At 63.5% G+C, this 18849-nt stretch carries 25 protein-coding genes; 14 read left to right on the top strand and 11 right to left on the bottom strand.

The window, feature by feature from the left end; all coding sequences use genetic code 11:
* Positions 1 to 24: 24 nt before the first annotated feature.
* Positions 25 to 447, top strand: a complete 423-nt coding sequence (locus NMG10_RS02410; protein ID WP_203646423.1) for a VOC family protein — start codon at positions 25 to 27, stop codon at positions 445 to 447.
* 327 nt (positions 448 to 774) lie between these two features.
* Here the strand turns inward: NMG10_RS02410 and NMG10_RS02405 are convergent, their stop codons facing one another.
* Together NMG10_RS02405 and NMG10_RS02400 are read right to left on the bottom strand one after the other, a co-directional pair.
* Positions 775 to 1152, bottom strand: a complete 378-nt coding sequence (locus NMG10_RS02405; protein ID WP_232857676.1) for an MmcQ/YjbR family DNA-binding protein — start codon at positions 1150 to 1152, stop codon at positions 775 to 777.
* On the bottom strand, positions 1145 to 2047 hold the full coding sequence (locus tag NMG10_RS02400; RefSeq protein WP_232857674.1) for a LysR substrate-binding domain-containing protein: 903 nt from the start codon (positions 2045 to 2047) through the stop codon (positions 1145 to 1147). Before NMG10_RS02400 ends, NMG10_RS02405 begins: the two co-directional genes overlap by 8 nt.
* Positions 2048 to 2180: 133 nt before the next feature.
* Here NMG10_RS02400 and NMG10_RS02395 point away from each other — a divergent pair, with 133 nt between their 5' ends.
* Together NMG10_RS02395 and NMG10_RS02390 are read left to right on the top strand one after the other, a co-directional pair.
* Positions 2181 to 2792, top strand: coding sequence for an FMN-dependent NADH-azoreductase (locus tag NMG10_RS02395; RefSeq protein WP_062363121.1), 612 nt, complete (start codon positions 2181 to 2183; stop codon positions 2790 to 2792).
* Between the two features lie 148 nt (positions 2793 to 2940).
* Positions 2941 to 3990, top strand: a complete 1050-nt coding sequence (locus tag NMG10_RS02390) for a dienelactone hydrolase (RefSeq protein ID WP_203646630.1) — start codon at positions 2941 to 2943, stop codon at positions 3988 to 3990.
* On the opposite strand, the gene NMG10_RS02385 is transcribed toward NMG10_RS02390, so the two are convergent.
* From NMG10_RS02385 to NMG10_RS02375, 3 genes are all read right to left on the bottom strand, one after another.
* The gene (locus tag NMG10_RS02385; protein ID WP_203646628.1) at positions 3949 to 5115 is read right to left on the bottom strand and encodes an MFS transporter; all 1167 of its coding nucleotides are present in this window, start codon (positions 5113 to 5115) and stop codon (positions 3949 to 3951) included. The two genes, NMG10_RS02390 and NMG10_RS02385, sit on opposite strands and share 42 nt — an antisense overlap.
* Positions 5116 to 5472: 357 nt before the next feature.
* Positions 5473 to 7059, bottom strand: coding sequence for an ABC-F family ATPase (locus tag NMG10_RS02380; protein WP_232857669.1), 1587 nt, complete (start codon positions 7057 to 7059; stop codon positions 5473 to 5475).
* Positions 7060 to 7651: 592 nt separating this feature from the next.
* On the bottom strand, positions 7652 to 7927 hold the full coding sequence (locus NMG10_RS02375; RefSeq protein WP_110738875.1) for a hypothetical protein: 276 nt from the start codon (positions 7925 to 7927) through the stop codon (positions 7652 to 7654).
* A 301-nt stretch (positions 7928 to 8228) separates the two neighbouring features.
* On the opposite strand from NMG10_RS02375, the gene NMG10_RS02370 reads away from it, so the two are divergent.
* A complete protein-coding gene (locus NMG10_RS02370) occupies positions 8229 to 8585 on the top strand; it encodes a VOC family protein (protein WP_254463758.1) in 357 nt (118 codons plus the stop codon).
* A 24-nt stretch (positions 8586 to 8609) separates the two neighbouring features.
* Here NMG10_RS02370 and NMG10_RS02365 read toward each other — a convergent pair whose 3' ends face one another.
* The gene (locus NMG10_RS02365; protein WP_254463756.1) at positions 8610 to 9275 is read right to left on the bottom strand and encodes an SOS response-associated peptidase; all 666 of its coding nucleotides are present in this window, start codon (positions 9273 to 9275) and stop codon (positions 8610 to 8612) included.
* A gap of 480 nt (positions 9276 to 9755) precedes the next feature.
* On the opposite strand from NMG10_RS02365, the gene NMG10_RS02360 reads away from it, so the two are divergent.
* The 7 genes from NMG10_RS02360 to fos all read left to right on the top strand — a co-directional run bounded on the left by NMG10_RS02360 (position 9756) and on the right by fos (position 13988).
* The gene (locus NMG10_RS02360) at positions 9756 to 10472 is read left to right on the top strand and encodes a hypothetical protein (RefSeq protein ID WP_254463754.1); all 717 of its coding nucleotides are present in this window, start codon (positions 9756 to 9758) and stop codon (positions 10470 to 10472) included.
* Between the two features lie 111 nt (positions 10473 to 10583).
* Complete coding sequence (locus tag NMG10_RS02355; protein ID WP_254463752.1) at positions 10584 to 11000, top strand: hypothetical protein; 417 nt, start codon at positions 10584 to 10586, stop codon at positions 10998 to 11000.
* A gap of 847 nt (positions 11001 to 11847) precedes the next feature.
* Positions 11848 to 12045, top strand: coding sequence for a hypothetical protein (locus NMG10_RS02350; protein WP_203646616.1), 198 nt, complete (start codon positions 11848 to 11850; stop codon positions 12043 to 12045).
* 91 nt (positions 12046 to 12136) lie between these two features.
* Positions 12137 to 12307 (top strand): hypothetical protein, encoded by a 171-nt coding sequence (locus NMG10_RS02345; protein ID WP_254463751.1) that lies wholly within the window; start codon positions 12137 to 12139, stop codon positions 12305 to 12307.
* A 166-nt stretch (positions 12308 to 12473) separates the two neighbouring features.
* Positions 12474 to 13013: a GNAT family N-acetyltransferase gene (locus tag NMG10_RS02340; protein ID WP_203646612.1), complete on the top strand. Its 540-nt coding sequence runs from the start codon at positions 12474 to 12476 to the stop codon at positions 13011 to 13013.
* A 137-nt stretch (positions 13014 to 13150) separates the two neighbouring features.
* Positions 13151 to 13498 carry a hypothetical protein gene (locus NMG10_RS02335; protein WP_232857654.1) on the top strand — a complete coding sequence of 116 codons (348 nt, stop codon included), beginning with the start codon at positions 13151 to 13153 and terminating at the stop codon, positions 13496 to 13498.
* Positions 13499 to 13577: 79 nt separating this feature from the next.
* A complete protein-coding gene (gene fos / locus NMG10_RS02330) occupies positions 13578 to 13988 on the top strand; it encodes a fosfomycin resistance glutathione transferase (RefSeq protein WP_254463748.1) in 411 nt (136 codons plus the stop codon).
* On the opposite strand, the gene NMG10_RS02325 is transcribed toward fos, so the two are convergent.
* Positions 13979 to 14488 (bottom strand): GNAT family N-acetyltransferase, encoded by a 510-nt coding sequence (locus tag NMG10_RS02325; RefSeq protein ID WP_254463746.1) that lies wholly within the window; start codon positions 14486 to 14488, stop codon positions 13979 to 13981. The two genes, fos and NMG10_RS02325, sit on opposite strands and share 10 nt — an antisense overlap.
* 150 nt (positions 14489 to 14638) lie before the next feature.
* On the opposite strand from NMG10_RS02325, the gene NMG10_RS02320 reads away from it, so the two are divergent.
* Positions 14639 to 15139: a methylated-DNA--[protein]-cysteine S-methyltransferase gene (locus tag NMG10_RS02320; protein WP_254463744.1), complete on the top strand. Its 501-nt coding sequence runs from the start codon at positions 14639 to 14641 to the stop codon at positions 15137 to 15139.
* A gap of 3 nt (positions 15140 to 15142) precedes the next feature.
* Here the strand turns inward: NMG10_RS02320 and NMG10_RS02315 are convergent, their stop codons facing one another.
* Entirely contained in the window at positions 15143 to 15385 is a 243-nt protein-coding gene (locus tag NMG10_RS02315) for a hypothetical protein (RefSeq protein WP_203646606.1), read from the bottom strand.
* Between the two features lie 141 nt (positions 15386 to 15526).
* Here NMG10_RS02315 and NMG10_RS02310 point away from each other — a divergent pair, with 141 nt between their 5' ends.
* Positions 15527 to 16051, top strand: coding sequence for a DUF2867 domain-containing protein (locus NMG10_RS02310; protein ID WP_254463742.1), 525 nt, complete (start codon positions 15527 to 15529; stop codon positions 16049 to 16051).
* Positions 16052 to 16054: 3 nt separating this feature from the next.
* Here NMG10_RS02310 and NMG10_RS02305 read toward each other — a convergent pair whose 3' ends face one another.
* Entirely contained in the window at positions 16055 to 16561 is a 507-nt protein-coding gene (locus NMG10_RS02305) for a DUF3016 domain-containing protein (RefSeq protein ID WP_254463741.1), read from the bottom strand.
* A 74-nt stretch (positions 16562 to 16635) separates the two neighbouring features.
* Between NMG10_RS02305 and NMG10_RS02300 the strand changes: the two genes are divergently transcribed.
* Positions 16636 to 17331 (top strand): metallophosphoesterase, encoded by a 696-nt coding sequence (locus NMG10_RS02300; RefSeq protein ID WP_254463739.1) that lies wholly within the window; start codon positions 16636 to 16638, stop codon positions 17329 to 17331.
* Here the strand turns inward: NMG10_RS02300 and NMG10_RS02295 are convergent.
* Together NMG10_RS02295 and NMG10_RS02290 are read right to left on the bottom strand one after the other, a co-directional pair.
* Entirely contained in the window at positions 17309 to 17929 is a 621-nt protein-coding gene (locus NMG10_RS02295; RefSeq protein ID WP_254463737.1) for a LysE family translocator, read from the bottom strand. The genes NMG10_RS02300 and NMG10_RS02295 overlap by 23 nt on opposite strands.
* Positions 17930 to 17992: 63 nt before the next feature.
* The gene (locus tag NMG10_RS02290; protein ID WP_254463735.1) at positions 17993 to 18808 is read right to left on the bottom strand and encodes an AraC family transcriptional regulator; all 816 of its coding nucleotides are present in this window, start codon (positions 18806 to 18808) and stop codon (positions 17993 to 17995) included.
* Positions 18809 to 18849: the final 41 nt, after the last annotated feature.

Genomic DNA, 18849 nt, shown 5'->3' with positions numbered 1-18849 from the left:
AAAGCCTGAACGTGGAGCACTGCCATGCCAGCTTTCACCATCCTGCATATCGACCACCTGGTCCTGCGCGTCGGCGATCTGCAGCGCAGCCTGGCCTTCTACCATGAACTGCTTGGCTGTCCGGTGCGCAAACGCCGGGATTCGCTGGGCATGATCCACCTGGGGGCCGGCGACGGCCTGATCGACCTGGTGGCGATCGACGGCCCGCTGGGGCGCCAGGGCGGCGCGCAGCCCGGCCCGACCGGGCACAATGTCGATCATTTCTGCCTGCGCATCGAGCCGTTCGACGAACCGTCGCTGAGCGCACTGCTGCGCGATGCCGGGGTACGGGTCGAGGCCGCGCAGAAACGCTACGGGGCTGAAGGCGAGGGTGTCTCGCTGTATTGCTATGACCCTGATGGCAATCGGGTCGAACTCAAGGGGCCGCCGTTGGGTAGGGAGTTTTAGAGGCAGGCCGTCAAGTTTGTTGGGCGTTGACCGAGTGAGGCTACCAGGTGTCCGCCGCAACCCTTGCAGCGCCTATCAGATCGAGCGCCGCCCGCGCGGCGCATCGCGACGCAAGGCCGCTCCTACATTTGTTGCAACGTGCCAAACCTGTCAGGCCATGGTTGCCCGCCTTGGTGCAGGTTAGGCGGCAGTAGTGCCCACAAGGCGGCCCAGGTAATGGCACAGGTTTGACTGGCCCGAAACAGATGTAGGAGCGGCCTTGTGCCGCGATGCGCCGCGCGGGCGGCGCTCGATTTGACAGGCGCTGCAACTACAACGCCGATCACCCTAAGGAACCTCGTCCGCCCCAAGCAACAACCCAACCTGCTGGCCCTTGGGCAACCGCCCCACCACCAATTGGTGCGACCGGCGCAGCAGGTCGCTCAGCTCGTCGCGGCCCATGGGGTAGGGCGGCAGCATGCTGATCCATTTCGCCCGCGCCAGGTAAGGCGCCGGGCGAATGCCGGGGCGGTCGCAGTAGCCGAGGAACAGCTCGTCGGCCACCTTGAACGACAAGCCGGCGCCGCCCAGGTCCTGCACGGCGAACATCTTGTTGCCGGCCACCGAGAACACCCGGATGCCGCCCCATTTATAGTCTTCCCGCGCCCCGGGCAGGGCCAGGCACAGCGCCGCCACCTGATCCTCGGACATCCTTTTCTCAGACATAACGCTCTCCACAGGCCTCGAACGAGACCGCCAGGTGATCGATCCACGCGCGTACCGCCGGCAGCAGGCCGCGGCGGTGCGGGTAGACCGCCTGCAGGTAGCCGCCGGGCAGCGACCAGTCTGGCAGCAGGCGCACCAGTTCGCCACGGGCCAGTTCCTCCTCGCAGAACATCGACGGCAGGGCGGTGAAGCCCAGCCCGGCGCGTACCGCGGCGTTGCGCACGACGAAATCGTCGATGGCCAGCCGCGGCTCCAGGGCAACGTCCTCCTGGCGCCCGTGCGGCCCATGCAAACGGAAGTGCACCAGGCGGTCGGCCTCGGCCGCGCCTAGCACTGGCAGGGTGGCCAGCTCGGCGGGTTCGCGGATATGGTCGGCAAAGCCAGGCGCCGCCACCAACTGCATCTGCGCCTGGCGCAGGCGGCGGGTGACCAGCGCCGGGTCCTCGTCACCCAGGTCGCGTACCCGCAGGGCCACGTCGATGCCTTCGGAGATCAGGTCGACCCGGCGGTTGAGCAGCACCATGTCCAGCTGCACCAGGGGGTACTGGGCAAGAAAGCGGCTGACCACATCCGGCAGGAAGGCGTGGGCCAGGGCCACCGGGCAGGACACCCGCAGGCGGCCGCGGGGCTCGCTGGACATGCTGGCCACCACCTCGTCGGCCATTTCCGCCTCCAGCAGCATGGCCTGGCAATGGTTCAGGTAGCGCTCGCCCACGGCGGTGAGCTTGAGCTGCCGGGTGGTGCGCTGCAGCAGGCGGGTGCCCAGGCGCTCCTCCAGCTCGGCGATGCGCCGCGACAGGCGTGACTTGGGGATGCCCAGCTGGCGCCCGGCGGCGGCGAAACCACCGGCTTCGACCACCCGGGCGAAGTAGAAGAGGTCGTTGAGGTCTTGCATTTGGCTGTCTCATTGTTCCATCAGTGGAACAAACTAACGCGTTTTTACCGACTTATCAGCTATTCGATGTGCCTATAGGATTGCTCCCATCGTGATCGCCCACCGCCGCGGTCTTCATTCACAGGAGAGTCCCATGAAACTGTTGCATATCGATTCGAGCATCCTGGGCGACAATTCCGCCTCCCGCCAGCTGAGCCGCGAAGTGGTCGAGGCCTGGAAAGCTGCTGACCCGAGCCTCGAAGTGGTTTACCGTGACCTGGCCGCCGACGCCATCAGCCACTTCTCCGCCGCCACTCTGGTAGCCGCCGGTACCCCGGAAGAGATGCGCGACGCTGCCCAGGCCCACGAGGCCAAGTTGAGCGCCGAGACCCTGGAAGAATTCCTCGCCGCCGACGCCGTGGTGATCGGCGCGCCGATGTACAACTTCACCGTGCCGACCCAGCTCAAGGCCTGGATCGACCGCGTGGCGGTGGCCGGCAAGACCTTCCGCTACACCGAGGCCGGCCCTGAAGGCCTGTGCGGCGACAAGAAGGTGATCCTGGTGTCCACCGCTGGCGGCCTGCATCAGGGCCAGCCTACCGGCGTCGGCCATGAAGACTTCCTCAAGGTGTTCCTCGGCTTTATCGGCATCACCGACCTGGAAATCGTTCGCGCCCATGGCCTGGCCTACGGCCCGGAACACCGTGCCAAGGCCATCGACGCCGCCCAGGCGCAGATCGCAGGTGAGCTGTTCGCTGCCGCCTGATCGCCATTGCGCACCTAAAGCCGACTGCCGCCCAGCGCGCCAGTCGGCTTTTTTCATCCAGTTTTCATGTGCCGCCGGCGCGCCGGGTTCTATGCTGGCACCCATACCTGAGCACCGCGCAGTGCCTTGCGACGAGGAGCGCCCTGCGATGAAGCGAACCCGCATGCTGATGGCGCTGTTGCTGCTGGGCGGTCTGCTGGCCCGCGCCGACGCGGCGCCGTGGGCCGCCGGCTTGCACCGCCTGACCTTCAGCGACCCGGTGGACGCCCGGCCCATGCAGGCGTTGGTGTTCTACCCCTCCAGCGGCGAGGCGCATCCGGAGCGCATCGAGGGCTATCAGACCCGTGTCGCCGAAGAGGCGCCGGTAGCCATGGGCCAGTTCCCGCTGCTGGTGATCTCCCACGGCAATACCGGCAGCCCGATGGCCTTGCATGACCTGGCCAATGGCCTGGCCCGCCAGGGGTTCGTGGTGGTGGCGGTGGTCCACCCCGGCGATAACAACCGTGACCACAGTCGTTTGGGTACCCTCAGCAACCTTTATGGCCGGCCGCTGCAAATCAGCGCCGCGATCACCGCGGCGCGAAATGACAGGCTGCTCGCGCCGTACCTGAACGATGGCAAGGTCGGGGTGATCGGCTATTCCGCCGGCGGCGAGACCGCGCTGATCCTGTCCGGCGCACGTCCTGACCTCGAACGCCTGCGCCGCTATTGCGAGCAACGCCCCACTGACGCTGACGCCTGCAAGACCCATGGCGTGCTGATCGCCGATCACAGCGAGCTGGCGCCCCGCGCCGACCCCCGGGTGGGCGCGGTGATGCTGATGGCGCCGTTGAGCCTGATGTTCGGCCGCCACGCCCTGGCTGGCGTGCAGGTGCCCGCACTGATCTACAGCGGTGACAACGACCAGCTCCTGGCCCTGGAGCATAACGCCGATGCCCTGGCGCGCAAGCTGCCGGTCACGCCCGACTACCGTCTGCTGGCCGGTGCCGGACACTTCGTGTTCATGGCCCCGTGCGACGACGAGCAGCACCAGCGCATGCCAGTGCTGTGCAAGGACGCCGAGGGCGTCGACCGTCGGCATATCCATCGTTCGCTGCGCAGCGAGACCACCGCCTTCTTCAGCCAGGCACTGGGCGCGCCGGAGCCCGCCGAGCGTTCAGCCGCGGCGGGCCAGCAGCAGGGTCAGGCCCACCCCTGACAGGGCGAGCAGGGCGGCGACGCAGAAGATCGAGGCATAGCCTAGGTGCACCGCCACCGCGCCCATCACCGGGCCGGCGATGGCCAGCGCCAGGTCGAAGAACACCGCGTAGGCGCCCAGCCCGGCGCCACGACTGCTGCTGGGCACCTGGCGGATCGCCTCGACGCCCAGGGCCGGGTACACCAGCGACAGGCCGAAGCCGGTCAGCCCGGCACCGACCATCGCCCACAAAGGCGACGGCGCCAGCCATAGCAAGGTCAGCCCGAGCACCTCGGTGGCCATGCAGACGATGGCCACGTTGTAGCCGCCGAAGCGGTTGACCGCATTGACGAACAGCAGCCGCGACAGGATGAAGCACAGGCCGAAGGCGCTCAGGCACCAGGCGGCGCCAACCCAGCCACGCTCGAGGTAGTACAGGGTGACGAAGGTGGTCAGGGTGCCGTAGCCGATCGACGCCAGGGTCAGTCCCACGCCGCAGGGCGCGACGCGGCCGAACGCCGACCAGAACGGCAACCGTTCGCCGCGCACCACCACCACGTCCGGCCGGGTGCGCAGCACCAACAGGGCCAGCAGCGCCAAGCCCAGCAGTGCCGGACCGAGCACGGCGAAGCTCAGGCCACCCACCAGCAGCACGCCGGCGGGCGCGCCGATGGCGATGGCGCCATAGGAGGCGATGCCGTTCCAGGAAATGACCTGGGCAGTATGTTCCGGCCCAACCTGGCCGATCCCCCAGCTCAGCGTCGCGACGCCGATCAACCCCTGGGCGATGCCCAGCAACAGCCGGCCGCCCAGCAGCAGTGCCAGGCTCAGCCAGGGCAGGGTCAAGGTCCAGGCCGACAGCAGGGTCAGCACGCCACAGCCGGCGATGCCGTACAGGCCGTAGCGGATCGCGCGCTTGCCGCCGAGGGTGTCCGCCACCCGTCCGGCGAAGGGCCGGCTGAGCAGGGTGGCCAGGTACTGCAGGCCGATGGTCAGGCCGGCGATCACCGCGCCGAAGCCCAGCTGGTCGTGCACATGCCCAGGCAGCACCGCGATTGGCAGGCCGATGCAGAGGAAGGCGATGAAGGTGTAGAAGACGATCGAGAGGATCTGCAGGGTGACGCTGGAGGCGTGTGGCGCGGTCATGGGGCTCGTTCGCGGGCGGGCGGTGGGGCTGTGCCCATCATGGCCGCTGCGCGACGGAAAAGAAAGCAGGCTAACTAATTGGCCGCAGGCAGTGCAAGACAGTTGCTCCCACAAGCATGTCAAATACCGTTGTGAGAGCCAGCCCTTTCAAGGTTTTGTGCCGGGGTCGCTTTGCGACCCTTTCGCGGCACAAGGCCGCTCCTACAGGAGACCACACGCCCTGTAGGAGCGGCCTTGTGCCGCGAAAGGGCTGCAAAGCAGCCCTGGCAAATCCAAGTCGGGCGCCAATTATCGACACTTGAAAGGGCGGGTTATGAGAGCGGACTCGCCCCGCGATGAAGGTTACTCAGCGTTGGCTCAGACCACCACACCCTGGCTGCGCAGGTAGTCGTCGTAGGTGCCGCTGAAGTCCACCACGCCATCGGCCGTCAGCTCGATGATGCGGGTGGCCAGCGACGACACGAACTCACGGTCGTGGCTGACGAACAGCAGGGTGCCCGGATAGTTCTCCAGCGCCAGGTTCAGCGCCTCGATCGATTCCATGTCCAGGTGGTTGGTCGGTTCGTCCATCACCAGCACGTTGGGTTTTTGCAGGATCAGCTTGCCGAACAGCATGCGGCCCTGCTCACCACCGGAGATCACCTTCACCGACTTGAGGATCTCATCGTTGGAGAACAGCATGCGCCCCAGGGTGCCGCGAATCACCTGCTCGCCGCTGGTCCACTGGCCCATCCAGTCGAACAGGGTCACGTCGTCTTCGAAGTCGTGGGCGTGATCCTGGGCGTAATAGCCCACCTCGGCGCTGTCGGTCCACTTCACTTCGCCCTTGTCCGGGGTCATCTCACCGACCAGGGTGCGCAGCAGGGTGGTCTTGCCGATACCGTTGGGGCCGATGATGGCCACGCGCTCGCCGGCTTCGATGGTGAAGCTGAAGTCCTTGAACAGCACCTTGTCGTCGAAGGCCTTGGCCATCTTGTCGACGATCACTGCCTGGCGGTGCAGTTTCTTGGTCTGCTCGAAGCGGATGAACGGGCTGACCCGGCTCGACGGCTTGACCTCGGCCAGCTGGATCTTGTCGATCTGCTTGGCGCGCGAGGTGGCCTGCTTGGCTTTCGAGGCGTTGGCCGAGAAGCGGCTGACGAAGGTCTGCAGTTCGGCGATCTGGGCTTTCTTCTTGGCGTTGTCCGACAGCAGCTGCTCGCGGGACTGGGTCGCGGCGGTCATGTACTCGTCGTAGTTGCCCGGGAACAGGCGCAGCTCACCGTAGTCCAGGTCGGCCATGTGGGTGCAGACGCTGTTGAGGAAGTGACGGTCGTGGGAAATGATGATCATGGTGCTGTTACGCGCCGTGAGGATCGTTTCCAGCCAGCGGATGGTGTTGATGTCCAGGTGGTTGGTCGGTTCGTCGAGCAGCAGCACGTCCGGATCGGAGAACAGCGCCTGGGCCAGCAGCACGCGCAGCTTCCAGCCCGGGGCCACTTCGCTCATCGGGCCGAAGTGCTGTTCCAGCGGGATACCCAGGCCCAGCAGCAGCTCGCCGGCGCGGGATTCGGCGGTGTAGCCGTCCATCTCGGCGAATTCGGTTTCCAGCTCGGCGACGGCCATGCCGTCTTCCTCGCTCATCTCCGGCAGCGAATAGATGCGGTCGCGCTCGGCCTTGACCTTCCACAGCTGCTCGTGGCCCATGATCACCGTGTCGATCACGGCGAACTCTTCGTAGGCGAACTGATCCTGGCGCAGCTTGCCCAGGCGGGTGTTGGGTTCGAGCATCACCTGGCCGCCGGACGGCTCCAGGTCGCCGCCGAGGATCTTCATGAAGGTCGACTTGCCGCAACCGTTGGCGCCGATCAGGCCGTAGCGGTTGCCGTTGTTGAATTTGACCGAGACGTTTTCGAACAGGGGCTTGGAGCCGAACTGCATGGTGATGTTGGCGGTAGAAATCAAGTGCTTGTCCTGCGGGGGTTCCAGAGGTGTATTTAGGCCCTCTCGTCAGTTTTTGGCCAGTTCTTGGCCAATTCGACTCGGGGCGGCAGCTTCTCCAGCTCCCTCCAGTCCGAGGAGGAGCTGATCCATTTCGCGTAGGTAGAGAGCAACATCTCGACGCCATGGCCGAGCGGGTTCGCGATGAACGCTTCGGTTCATCCCTGCTATCAGGCACATGGTTGCGTAGGTGTGGCGGGTGTCTTACTGCCGGCGTTCACGGATGTCCAGCGCCTTGGGCGCTGATTTGAAGTGGCGGATTGTAACACTTGGTTCGCTGATCCACAGCCCACCTTTGCTCGGCTGGAACACAAATGGGCTTGTGGGGTCGCAGGGCTTCTAGGCCATTGGTCGAAAGCCTGCCAGGCGCCGCGCCTTTTTTTGTGGTGTTGAGCGCTTGATCATTCCAAATTTGAACGTACGGATGGAAAGGACCTCATTGCGAGCATCCTTTTCATTCTATTTATTCATCGAGTAGCTACGGTACGGGGCCATACAGAATGACCAGCACTGGACAGCGTGCCAGTCATTCTGCAGTTGGTAACGGCTGCGGGTGTTACATGTTATTTACTGCATATAGCGGATTGAGCGTTTGGCCATGGTCCTTTACAAGGTTGTCTTCAACAACGATCTTGCTGGTTTGGGAGATATAGTAGGTTTTCACTTGGGCGTTCATTTTCACGGCCATCAAGTACCCTCGTGCGTCGCTGCGGTCCCAGGTATCAGACTCCGCCTGCGCGATTGAGTAGTAACTGTCATTGCCGTCGTTGCGCCATGTACTGACTGCAACGTCAATGGATGTGCTTGCGCCGTTTGTGATCGTGAGTTTCATGTTTTAAATCCCTTTGGGTTATAGATTCCATGAGTTGGCTCCCTATTTACAATTTGCAGACTTGCCACTGCTACTTGTGACTAGTAGTTAGGTTAGCTCATGGGTGGCTAACTTGGATAATTGTGTTACGCAGTTAAGACCATGGAATAATTAAAGCAAGTAGTTCCAGGGTTTTCCCCAATCTGGCCAGTGTCGGTATAGAGGTCGTTGCAGGCCATGCCTTCCTGGTGGTCGTGCGCTGACATCGAAGCCGGTCGCAGACAAACCATGGTAGATTCCTGCCTCCAACAGGGAGGTGCCAATGAGCAATCGAGGGAAGGATCGTCAGATCGACAACATCGAGTTCAACGTCAGCGACATCAAGCGCAGCAAGGATTTTTACGGCGCGGTGTTCGGTTGGACCTTCATGGATTACGGTCCGACATACACCGAGTTCAGTGATGGTCGGCTTACCGGCGGCTTCACCACGGGCGAGCCGGTCAGGCCAGGAGGGCCTTTGGTCATCCTGTACGCAGACGATCTTGCCAAGGCCGAGAACACTGTAGTGGCGGCGGGCGGCAAGATCAGCCGGGAAGTGTTTTCGTTCCCAGGTGGAAAGCGATTCCATTTCATCGACCTAGATGGCTATGAGCTGGCTATATGGACAGCTGCAGATTGAGATGGAACGAGCCATCTGTATCCTTCACTGAACCGGCTTGATCAGCTCCTGCCCTTGGTTGCGTGCGTTACCCACTTCAGCGCCCACCCGGTGCCACTTGAACGTCTCCGCCGGCTCGCCCAGGTTGAGCAGCAACTGCTCGGCGTGATCGCTGGATAAAGGGGCGGACATCCATTCGATCGCCAGGCCAGATGACAGCACCACCGGTCGCCGGTCGTGCACGTCGACCAGGCCGCCCTGGGCATCGGCGGTGATGATCACGAACCCGTCATGCTCGGCACCGGTGAACTGACCAACCGCTGCGCACAGGGCAGGGCGTCCATCCCGCCGGCGGATGTAGTAGGGCTGCTTCTTCGGCCCACCTTCGTCCAGCCACTCATACCAGCCATCTACCGGTGTGATCGCTCGATGCGGCCAGATCGCCCTGAAAAACGGGCCGTGCGCGACCTTCTCGACGCGGGCATTGATAGGCGCGGCACGGTCTTGCGCCCAGTGTGGCCGCCATCCCCACCTCACCAGGTCCGCACGCGGACCTGCGTCATCTACTCGGAGCACGGCGACCTGCGTGGTCGGCGCAACGTTGTACCGCCCCAGGTCCTGGTCACCGACGTTGTTGCGCCAGGTCTCCGGCATGCTCAGGGTCGCAACGAAGTCATGGATCCCGCGGTACTGGCTTAGCCTTCCGCACATGTCCCGTTCTCCTGCTTGAGCCAAAGCATAGCCCGCCGGGCGGTACTGGTCTGGCAATCCATAGCCGTGGCTTGATGAACTGGGCGACCAGTCGGCCCTGGCCACAGATCCGGATGGGCGCGCCACAGAGCTCATTACGCGGCTGGATTTTCAGCTGATACCGATCTGATACCAATCCTGAGCGTGTCCAGCTCGCTCCAGTCGGAGCTTGAGTTGAGCCAACGCGCATGCGTCGACAGCAGCATTCGCACGCTGTGACCCAGCTGTTGGGTGAAAAATGCGGGAGTTGAGGCCAGACATTGCGCCTATTGTCGCATGGGTGCGACGACAGTTGTATGGGGGGCACTGGACAAGAATGTGCAGGACTGCCTGACGCACTGTTGCGTTCCCGAGCCCCTGACTATGCGGCTTTCATCGGTTTTGCAGGTTTCCGGTACTGGCACTTTGATTTACCATGACGCCTCAACAAAGGAGTGCCCCATGGGGAAAGTAATAGGAAAGGTCGTTTGCTGGTTCCTGGTCATCATTGCAGGCTTCGTGAGCATTGCATGGTTCTCTACCAGTGTCATCGCAGGCTTGCTGGGCATAGTCGCGACAGCATTCTTCTGTCCGCTCATATGGAAGGTGATCCCCAGGACCTCAGAGCCGAAAGTGCACGTAGGCGCATGTCTTCTCATCGCTTTCGTAGCTTTTTTTGTCGGCACAGGGGTGGCGGTGGTCAAGGGTGGCGACATCAGGCAAGCGACCAAGCAGGGTTTCGCCAGTGTCGAGGAACACCAGGCGGCCAGTGCACTGGGTCTTGATGCGGCGGGCTATGCCAGACACAAGGACGAAATCGCCGCAGCCGAGAAGCAGAAGGTCGAGCAGGCCGAGGCTACCAAGGCGAAAGTAGCCAGCGCGTGCAGACACGATCTTCAGTGCTGGGCTGAGAAAAACCAGTTCGACGCGATAATGGCCTGCCAACCAGCCATCCAACAGCTCGCAAAATTCGATTATGAATGGACCGACGGCATGACTACGCCTATTTTCACGAAGCTTGCCTGGGGTGATCAGAAGCGTGGAGAGATCATCTACCTGGGTGATGAGGTCAAGTTCCAGAACGGTTTCGGAACGTTCCTGAGACACAAGTACGCCTGCACTTTTGACCCGGCCAGCAAACTTGCCGTGAATGCATCGGCGGAGCCTGGAAGGTTGTAACTCTCGAACCTGGAGCCCGACCATCGTGTCGGGCTTTTTTGTTGCGTTCTACCAGGGGCACCGACCCGGACCCTGTTGTGTTAGATTTCGGGCCCGAACAAGGAGAGTGGTATGCGCATATTGATTGGCCTGGCGTCGTTGGTCCTGCTGGCAGGGTGTTCCACGACGCCCATTTCCGAGGGAAGCGCCAAGCAGGTTCCGGCTGAACGGATTTACGACCAGGCGGTTACCCGTAAAGTGTCGGCAGATGAGTCGACGGTGACCTTCCTGCGCGACGAAGGGTTCTACGGCTCGGGCTGCAGCCATGTTGTCTATGTGAACAACCGCAAGGCCTTCGCCATCAGGTCCGGCGAGGGTATTCGCATCCACCTCGCACCAGGATCCTATTTCTTCCGCCTGGAGACCGGTGCCGGCATGTGTCCGAACATTGCGACCTCGCAAAACTCCGAACTCAAGCCAGGCGCACATGAGGCTTACCGGATACTGCTTCCTTCCGATGGAAGTCTTCGGCTGACCCGTATCGAGTAGTGACAGTGCCATGGGGCTTTATCGGGCAGTCCTGGTTTGGGCTTGGTACGCCACGACCATGGCACTCCCGCGAATACCCAGTGCGGCAAGACACAGCGCACCCTGAGGGAGCGCTTTGCGCAAAGTGATCGGCTGCATTGATTGCCTCCTGGCATCGCCTGTCTGGGTCGGGCAGGTGTCTATCGCCAACCTGGTAAACAGACCTCACTGGATCTGGCTCACTCTAACAGCTTGAGCAGGGTCTGTTCAGTCAGTGGTCGATCCCTCAAGCGCGGCTCTTCTCATTACTGCCTGGCGAACCTCTCGCGGCGGCAACGGTGTCGCCGCGCCGGGCCCATCGCCACACTGCATTCCCTTTAATTCGCTGGGCGGAATGTGGACATGCAGCTGCCGACGGCGCTGCTGGATGATCTTCTGGATGCGTCTCATCGGGGCACACCTTGATGGGCATCCTTGCGAGAGCCGGAGGGCACGACTATCAGTAAGCGCCTGTTTGCCCGAAATGCCCGTCTTGCCTGACCAATGGACGTGATTCTGGCGCAGGCAGGCTGGAATGGGAGTTGCTTGATCCCAGGAAACCGATCATGCGGGGAGAGTTGACATGTTCCAGGATGACTTCTATTTCATGAGCTTCGTCGTGGCTGCCGTGCTGGCTGTGGATGTGGTGGCGATCTTCATGTTCCTGCAAGCCAGTGCCTGATCCCAATCCTGGGGATCAGCCCCCTGAATCGGGGCCAGGCGCACGGCGGTCGTTCGGTTCAGGGTTGATTGATTAGCGCTCACCTCGAGGTGGTAGCGCGTGGCCAGGGTGATATGCTGCGCCGCTTACCTGATCGGGAGTCTGTGGATGGCGTGGATGGACCGTGTAAAAGCCACGAGTGAGCGATTCACCGCTCGGCAACGCTGCATTGTCGGTGCGGGCCTGTTGGTCGCCTGGCTTGCAGGAACGGCCGCGTTCCCCGGCGTTGATCTTGTGTTTCTGTATGTCGGTTCGATGCTCATGTTCTTCGGCGCCGTGACAGTCCGGATCAACAAACGACCCTGAGTGACCTTCGTGGTGCCATGCACTGCATCGCGGGGCAAGCCCGCTCCCACGCTGGTGATGCCTGTAGCTTTGCTTCCTGCAACCTTCTTGTTTGGCATGGGGTGGCAGCGACAAGAACCTGCAGTACGTCAGTATCGATGCGAACTACTCCGCCCAGGAGACCTTCAACATTCGCAGCGTTTCGATGAGCAATCTGCGTGGTTTGTTCGCCGCCGGCAAGAGTTCGGCCAACCTGAGTTTCTACGTGTTCGGAAAACCTTGATCGGGTTCGCTTGACCTGCATGGACTCCGGTCGATCGATGACCGGAGTCTTGCGTCTGCAATCCTGTGACTGTGCTAGATTCCTTCGCCTTGCAGGCATCGAACGGGTGGTTTTTTGCTCGGGGCGATGCGAGGAGTGCATGGTAGAAGGGAGTTTCAGTTTACCCATGTTCATCGAAACACCGCGTCTTGTCCTGCGCCCCTGGGCCGAGCGGGACATAGAGGCTTTTGCCCTCGTCAATGCCGACCCCGAAGTCAGGCGCTACTACTATCCCGCGATACTGTCTCCCGATGAAACCCGGTCGATGCTCGCGGACTGCGATCACCATCTGCAGGTCCATGGTTTCGGTTTCGTCGCCGTCGAACGCAAGGTCGATGGCGCGCTGGTCGGCGGGCTTGGCCTGTCCCTGACCGGGGATGAGATACCGGGCGGCCCGCAGGTCGAAATCGGCTGGATCCTCGGGCGCAGCCACTGGCGGCAGGGGTACGCCTTCGAGGCGGCCAGCGCGTGTCTGGAGCACGCGTGGTCAACGCTTGGGCTAAGGCAGGTCATCGGCTACACCTCCAGCATCAACACCCCGTCGCGGGCTTTGATGGAGCGGTTGGGTATGCGTTCGGATCCGGCGGAGGACTTCCCCGACCCGACGGTGCCTGAAGGCAATGCATTGCGGCCGCACGTGCTCTACCGAATCCACAGGCCGGCCTGAAAGCGATGCGATATAGCGAACCGGCCTACCGCGCCCATCACCCGGAGCTAGTCTTGTAGATCGTAAGCAGACTATTAAAAAGGGTGGTAGGTGTCTGACCCTGTCCAGGGCTTCCTGCTGGGGTGGTTGGAGTCTGTATGAGCCGTTTGATGATGGCAGTGGCCGCCAGCCTGTTGCTGGTGGGCTGCGCACACGATCCCGATATCCGTGCGGGCCGCGACAACACCTTCGGCATGACCGCGAAAAGCCCGCCGGAGTACCTGAACTGCGTCAAGGCCGAGCTTCCCGACACGGCCACGACCTATGTCGTGCAGAACCAGGACGCCCTGGAGCTATTTGTCGCCAGCACTGACCCGAACAAGGCCGAGGGGCTGGTCAAGGTTCAAGGCTCCGCCGGGCGGCAGCAGTTCTCGGCGTATCAGCGGGATGCCTGGTATGACAAGGGGCGCCTGCTCGATGCCGCGCTGATGTGTTCGCGGGTATGATCGCAGCTTAGCGGGGCGCGCCAGTTTCCATCGCGCCTCGTGAAGCGATCCCGCCCCACTTCACCTCAAGGTGCCTCTCATGTTGAACGGACTCAACCATCTCACCCTGGCGGTTTCGAACCTGCCAGACAGCATCGTCTTCTATCAGCAGATCTTGGGCTTCAAGCTCGATGCACGCTGGGACCGTGGTGCCTACCTGAGTCTGGGCGACCTTTGGCTGTGCCTGTCGGTCGACCAGATCGAGGCGGGCGACTTGCAGCGCAACTACACCCACTACGCATTTTCCATCCGCCAGACCGATTTCGCGGCATTTGCCCAGCGCTTGCATGAGCATGCTGTGAGCCTGTGGAAACAGGACAGCAGCGAGGGCGACTCACTGTACTTCCTCGACCCGGACGGCCACCAGCTCGAAGCCCATGTCGGCGATCTGCAGTCGCGGCTGGCTGCCTGTCGGGTCAAACCCTATGCGGGCATGGTGTTCTACGACTGACGCATCCGCGCCATGCACAGCGCATCGACGTACACCCCGTCACGCACGCCGTAATCGCGCAGCCGGCCTTCGGTCTCGAAGTCGAACTTGCGATACAGCGCCAGCGCCGGTTCATTGTCGGCGTAGACGGTGAGCTGGACCCGGCGCAGGTTCATCCAGTTGTCGGCAATGTCGAGGATGGCCGTCATCAGCCGCGAGCCGACGCCCTTGCCTTGCCAGGCCTGGGCAACGCCCATGAGCAGCTCGCCCAGGTGCGCCTGGCGGATGCGTGTGCTCTGGTCGAGGCCGATATTGCCGATCACCTGGCCCTTGTGCACCGCCACCAGGCGGACCTGGCGTTCGTGGTAGGCGGCCAGGCGCTCGCGCCAGACTTCGACGGACTGGTAGGGCATCTGCAGCACCTGGCGGCACACGGCCGGTTCATTGTAGAGCGCGGCGATGCCCTGCAAGTGCCGCTCGGCAAACCGTTCGATGACGATGTCGGGCGATGCGTCGGTCACTGTGTTTCCATCCTTTGAAAAACGAGTGGCGCCTGAGTGTACGGGGCGCAGGCCCAGGCTGGCCAGTGGCGATGACCTGGCAAGAAAGCGGATGCGCCGGCGCGCCACGATGGGTACAGTGCAGTGATCGTCGTCCTGCCGGAGCCTGTCATGTCCTGTGCCTTCACCCTCATGCAATCGCCTGTCGGCACCCTGACCCTGGTGGCGCGGGGCGAGCGGCTGGCCGCCGTGCTGTGGGAGCACGAGCGGGAAAACCGGGTGCGCCTGGGCGACCTGCACCGTGATGACCAGCACGGCGTGCTGCGCGAGACTGCCCGCCAGCTGGGCGAGTACTTTGCCGGGCAACGCCAGCGTTTCGAGCTGGAACTGGATTTCGCCGGCACCGAGTTCCAGCGTGAGGTCTGGGCCGCGTTGTTGACCATTCCCTTCGGCCAGACCCGCAGCTACGGTGAGATCGCGAGGCAGATCGGCAAGCCTGATGCGGTCCGAGCGGTGGGCGCGGCCAACGGGCGCAACCCGATCTCGATCATCGCGCCATGCCACCGGGTGATTGGTGCCTCGGGTAGCCTCACCGGTTTCGCCGGCGGCCTGCCGGCCAAGCAGTTCCTGCTGGCACTGGAAGGGCGGCAGAGCCTGGCGCTAGATTTCTAGGCGTCAGCCGAGCCAGAAGCAGAGCAGCGCCAACGCGAGGGCCAGCAGCGTGCCAGCGAACAGGCTGTAGTGGCGGTGGGCGCGGCGGGCGTGGGCTTCGACCTCTCGCAGGTACTGGCCTGGAGGTGGGGCGTCCGGGCGATGGCGAAGGCCTTCGGCGATATCGGCCAGGCGCCCGCGAATCAGGGTGCCCACCAGGTACCAGACGCTGGCATAGCTGGCCAGGATCACCAGCACGTATTTCATATGGCCGATAACCCGGCAGTGCCCGTCTGTGGCGCCGATCGCAGTGTGCAGGTCCTCATGGTGCATCCGTCCTTGGCATGTCGTCGATTGACGAGGATACAATCGACGGGCGCAGACTCCCAGCGCCGATGTGTCGATTTCATGGACGAGACCACAATGACCCATGCCGCAGCCATCCCCGCCGACTCGCTGATCGCCCCCCATGCCGCGCAGGCGGGCTTTCGTCATTGCCGGGCAATCGACCTGGCGGACGATGGGCAGCCCGCCATGGCGCACTTCCTGCGCCTGATGGCGAGCATGCCTGGCTGGATCGACGACATGATGGTGTTGCGCAACCGCCTGGTCGGGCTGTTCGGGCTGAAGAACCTGGGGCGGTTGACTGCCATCGACCCGGCCCGCGCCCCGGACAGCTACCAAACCGGAGAGCGGGTGGGCATCTTTACTTTGATCCACAACAGCGAGCATGAGGTGCTGCTGGCCGATTGCGATCACCACTTGGACGTACATATTGCCCTGATGCGTCGCCCGACAGCCCCCGGGCGGTGCGAGGTGCTGGTCAGCACCGTGGTGCGCACGCACAACTGGCTGGGCCGCCTGTACATGCTGCCGGTGGCGCCGTTCCATCGGCTGATCGCGCCCATCGCCCTGCGCCGGCTGGCGTTGTAACGATCAGGATGGCGGCGCGAAGCGTTGACGGAACCAATCACCAAGCATGGCCTTTTCCGCATACAGCCGGTCGTTGTTGCCCAGACGTCCCGGGCGGCTGAGGTACATCTTGTCGCTCAGGTGTTCCTGGGCTTTGAGCGCGGGTTGCCCGGGCTGCTGGAGGGTGTAGTCGAGGTCGATGCTGGGCCAGGTGACCTCGCGCATGAAGCGCACATCATAGGCCTGGCTGTGCCACGGCTCGAAACGCCCGGCCAGGTCGATGTCACGGATGTCGATGACCAGTTGCTGGCCTGGCCGCAGGTAGCGCTGGCCGAGCTTCTGCAGGTGCTGGGTGATGGCCTTCATCACCTGCGGGTCGGCGCCCTGGGGGTAGCCGCGGTTGTCGAGGCTGGCATCGCGGAATTTTTCCGGGTGGTCGAAACGCACCTCGACCTGCGCGGTCGGGGTGCCCTGTGCCATGCTGTCGAATGCCAGCACCAGCAACAGGGCGCTGGCCAGGGTGGTACGCATGATGCACCTCCGGGGTGGGGCGGCTTGCCGGCCTATTTTACGCCGGTACGGGGCATAAGCAGAGGACTGATGCAATGAGCGCTTTTCGGCGGATAACCGCCAATACCCGCGGGCGTGACCTGGCCGTGGGCGATATTCACGGGCACTTCGAGCGCTTGCAAGTATGCCTCGAAGCTGTCGAATTCGATCCAGCGGTCGACCGCCTGTTCAGCGTCGGCGATCTGGTCGACCGCGGGCCGGCCAGCCCGCAGGCGCTGGAATGGCTGGCCAAGCCCTGGTTCCACGCGGTGCAGGGCAACCACGAGTCGCTGGCGGTCAATCACCTGCGCGGTGGTCGGGTCGACCTGGACATGTACCGGGCGGCCGGCGGCGGCTGGTTCCTCGACCTGCCGAAAACTGAGCAAGCGCGATTCGTCGAGGTGTTCGAGCGGTTGCCGATCGCGTTGCAGGTCGACACACCCGACGGTCCGGTTGGGCTGCTGCACGCCGACAGCCCGTTCGACGACTGGGAGCGTTTGTGCGTGAACCTGCAGGCCGGGGATGACCCCGAGGTGCGCGAGGTGTGCCAGTGGTCGCGACGGCGCCTGAAGGAGGGCGACAGCCGGCCGGTGAAGGGCCTGCGGGCCTTGCTGGTCGGGCATACGCCGGTGCTGGAGGTGAAGGTGCTGGGCAATGTCTGGCACCTGGACACCGGCGGCTGGAGCCGTGGCCATTTCAGCCTGCTCGAACTGCGGGGGCTGACGTTGCTCAGCCCAGGGCCAGGTGCATGAGCACGCCGCTGGCGAGCAGGATCAGCATCACCCCCGAGGCGCGTTCCAGCCAGGGCAGGGCGCGGGCGAAGCGGCGCAGCACCCGCTGATTGCCGATGGCCACGGCCACCAGCAGGTCCCAGGCCAGGACGATGGCGAACATCCAGGTGCCGTAGGCCAGCTTGGCCAAGGTGCTGCTGCTGGCGATCATGCTCGCCAGGCTGGCGTAGAACAGCGCGTTCTTCGGGTTGAGGATGCCCGAGGCGAAGCCCATGCCCAGGCTGTTCAGCCAGCCTCTGGCGCGCGATGAAGTGTTGGTGCAGGCCCCCGTCAGGCCGCTCTTTCCAGCATGGCGCAGGAACAGTTGCCCGATGTACAGCAGGTAGCCGCAGCCGGCCAGTTGCAAGGCGACGAACAGCGGGCTGCCGTCGCGCAGAAACGACACCCCGGCGAACGCCGCGCCGATGAACACGCCATTGGCCAGGGCGATGCCTGCGCAGGCGCCACTGGCCACCCGCCAACCGGCGCTGGCCGAGGTCCGGGCCACCAGGAAGAAGTCCGGACCCGGGGAGAGCAGGGCGAGGAAGTGGGCGGTGGCGATGAGCAGGAACAGTTGCATGGGCGGGCTTCCAGAACGAGGAAACCGTAGTCTGTGACCGGGCAATAGGGCGGGTATTGAAGATTATTGCAAGGCTGCGCGGTATGCCCCCGGCGTTACCCCCGCATGCGCCTTGAACACTCGCTGGAAGTGACTCTGGTCGGCAAAGCCCAGGCGATACGCGACTTCAGCCAGCGGCCGGCCTTGGCGCAACAGTTGCCGGGCCTTGTTTATCCGGGCGTTGAGCAGGTAGGCATGGGGTGTCATGCCGGTGGCGATGTTGAAGGCGCGGATCAATTGATAGCGCCCCATGCCCGCCAGCCGTGCCAGGCCATCAAGGCTTAGTTCGGCCAACGCCTGCTCCTCGGCATGGGCCAGCAGGTCGCGCAGTGTCGAAGGCGGCATGGGTGGCGCAGGTGGCAGGTCCGGATGGATGGAGAAGTCGTTGTCGCCAAGAAAAGCCACCAGTGCCGCCTCTTTCTCGAACGCCGTCGCCCTGGAAAACAGCAGGGTGTTCAGCGCGCAGAACTGCCGGTACAGCGCTGCCGAGCGGCTGATCCGGGCCGCTGCGCCGGGCTGGTCGGCGGCGATCCCCGACTCCAGGCACAGGCAGCGCAGCCAGTCGGCGTCCAGGTGCAGCATCTGGTAGCTCCAGGCCTGCCCAGGTTCGGGATTGCAGGCGTGCACCCGCTGGGCCGGCACGAACACCAGGGTGCCAGGCGTCAGGCGCACCTGTCCGTCGCCAGCCCCGGTGAAGCGGCTCTGGCCGGCATCCACCGCGCCGATGGAAAAGCTTGGGTGGCTGTGGGCCTTGTAGCAGGCGCGGCTGTGGCAGGCGCGTCGGCTCTCGACATAGGGCAAGGCCGGATCGTGCCAGATTTCGCTGCTCGGAAGGGGCATGTCGAGGGAGCCTGGAAATGGACGCAGGGCGCCAGTCTAGC

It is taken from the genome of Pseudomonas sp. DVZ6, from assembly GCF_024259445.1.
Lineage (GTDB): Bacteria > Pseudomonadota > Gammaproteobacteria > Pseudomonadales > Pseudomonadaceae > Aquipseudomonas > Aquipseudomonas peradeniyensis.
This window is presented reverse-complemented; position numbering and strand designations above follow the sequence as displayed.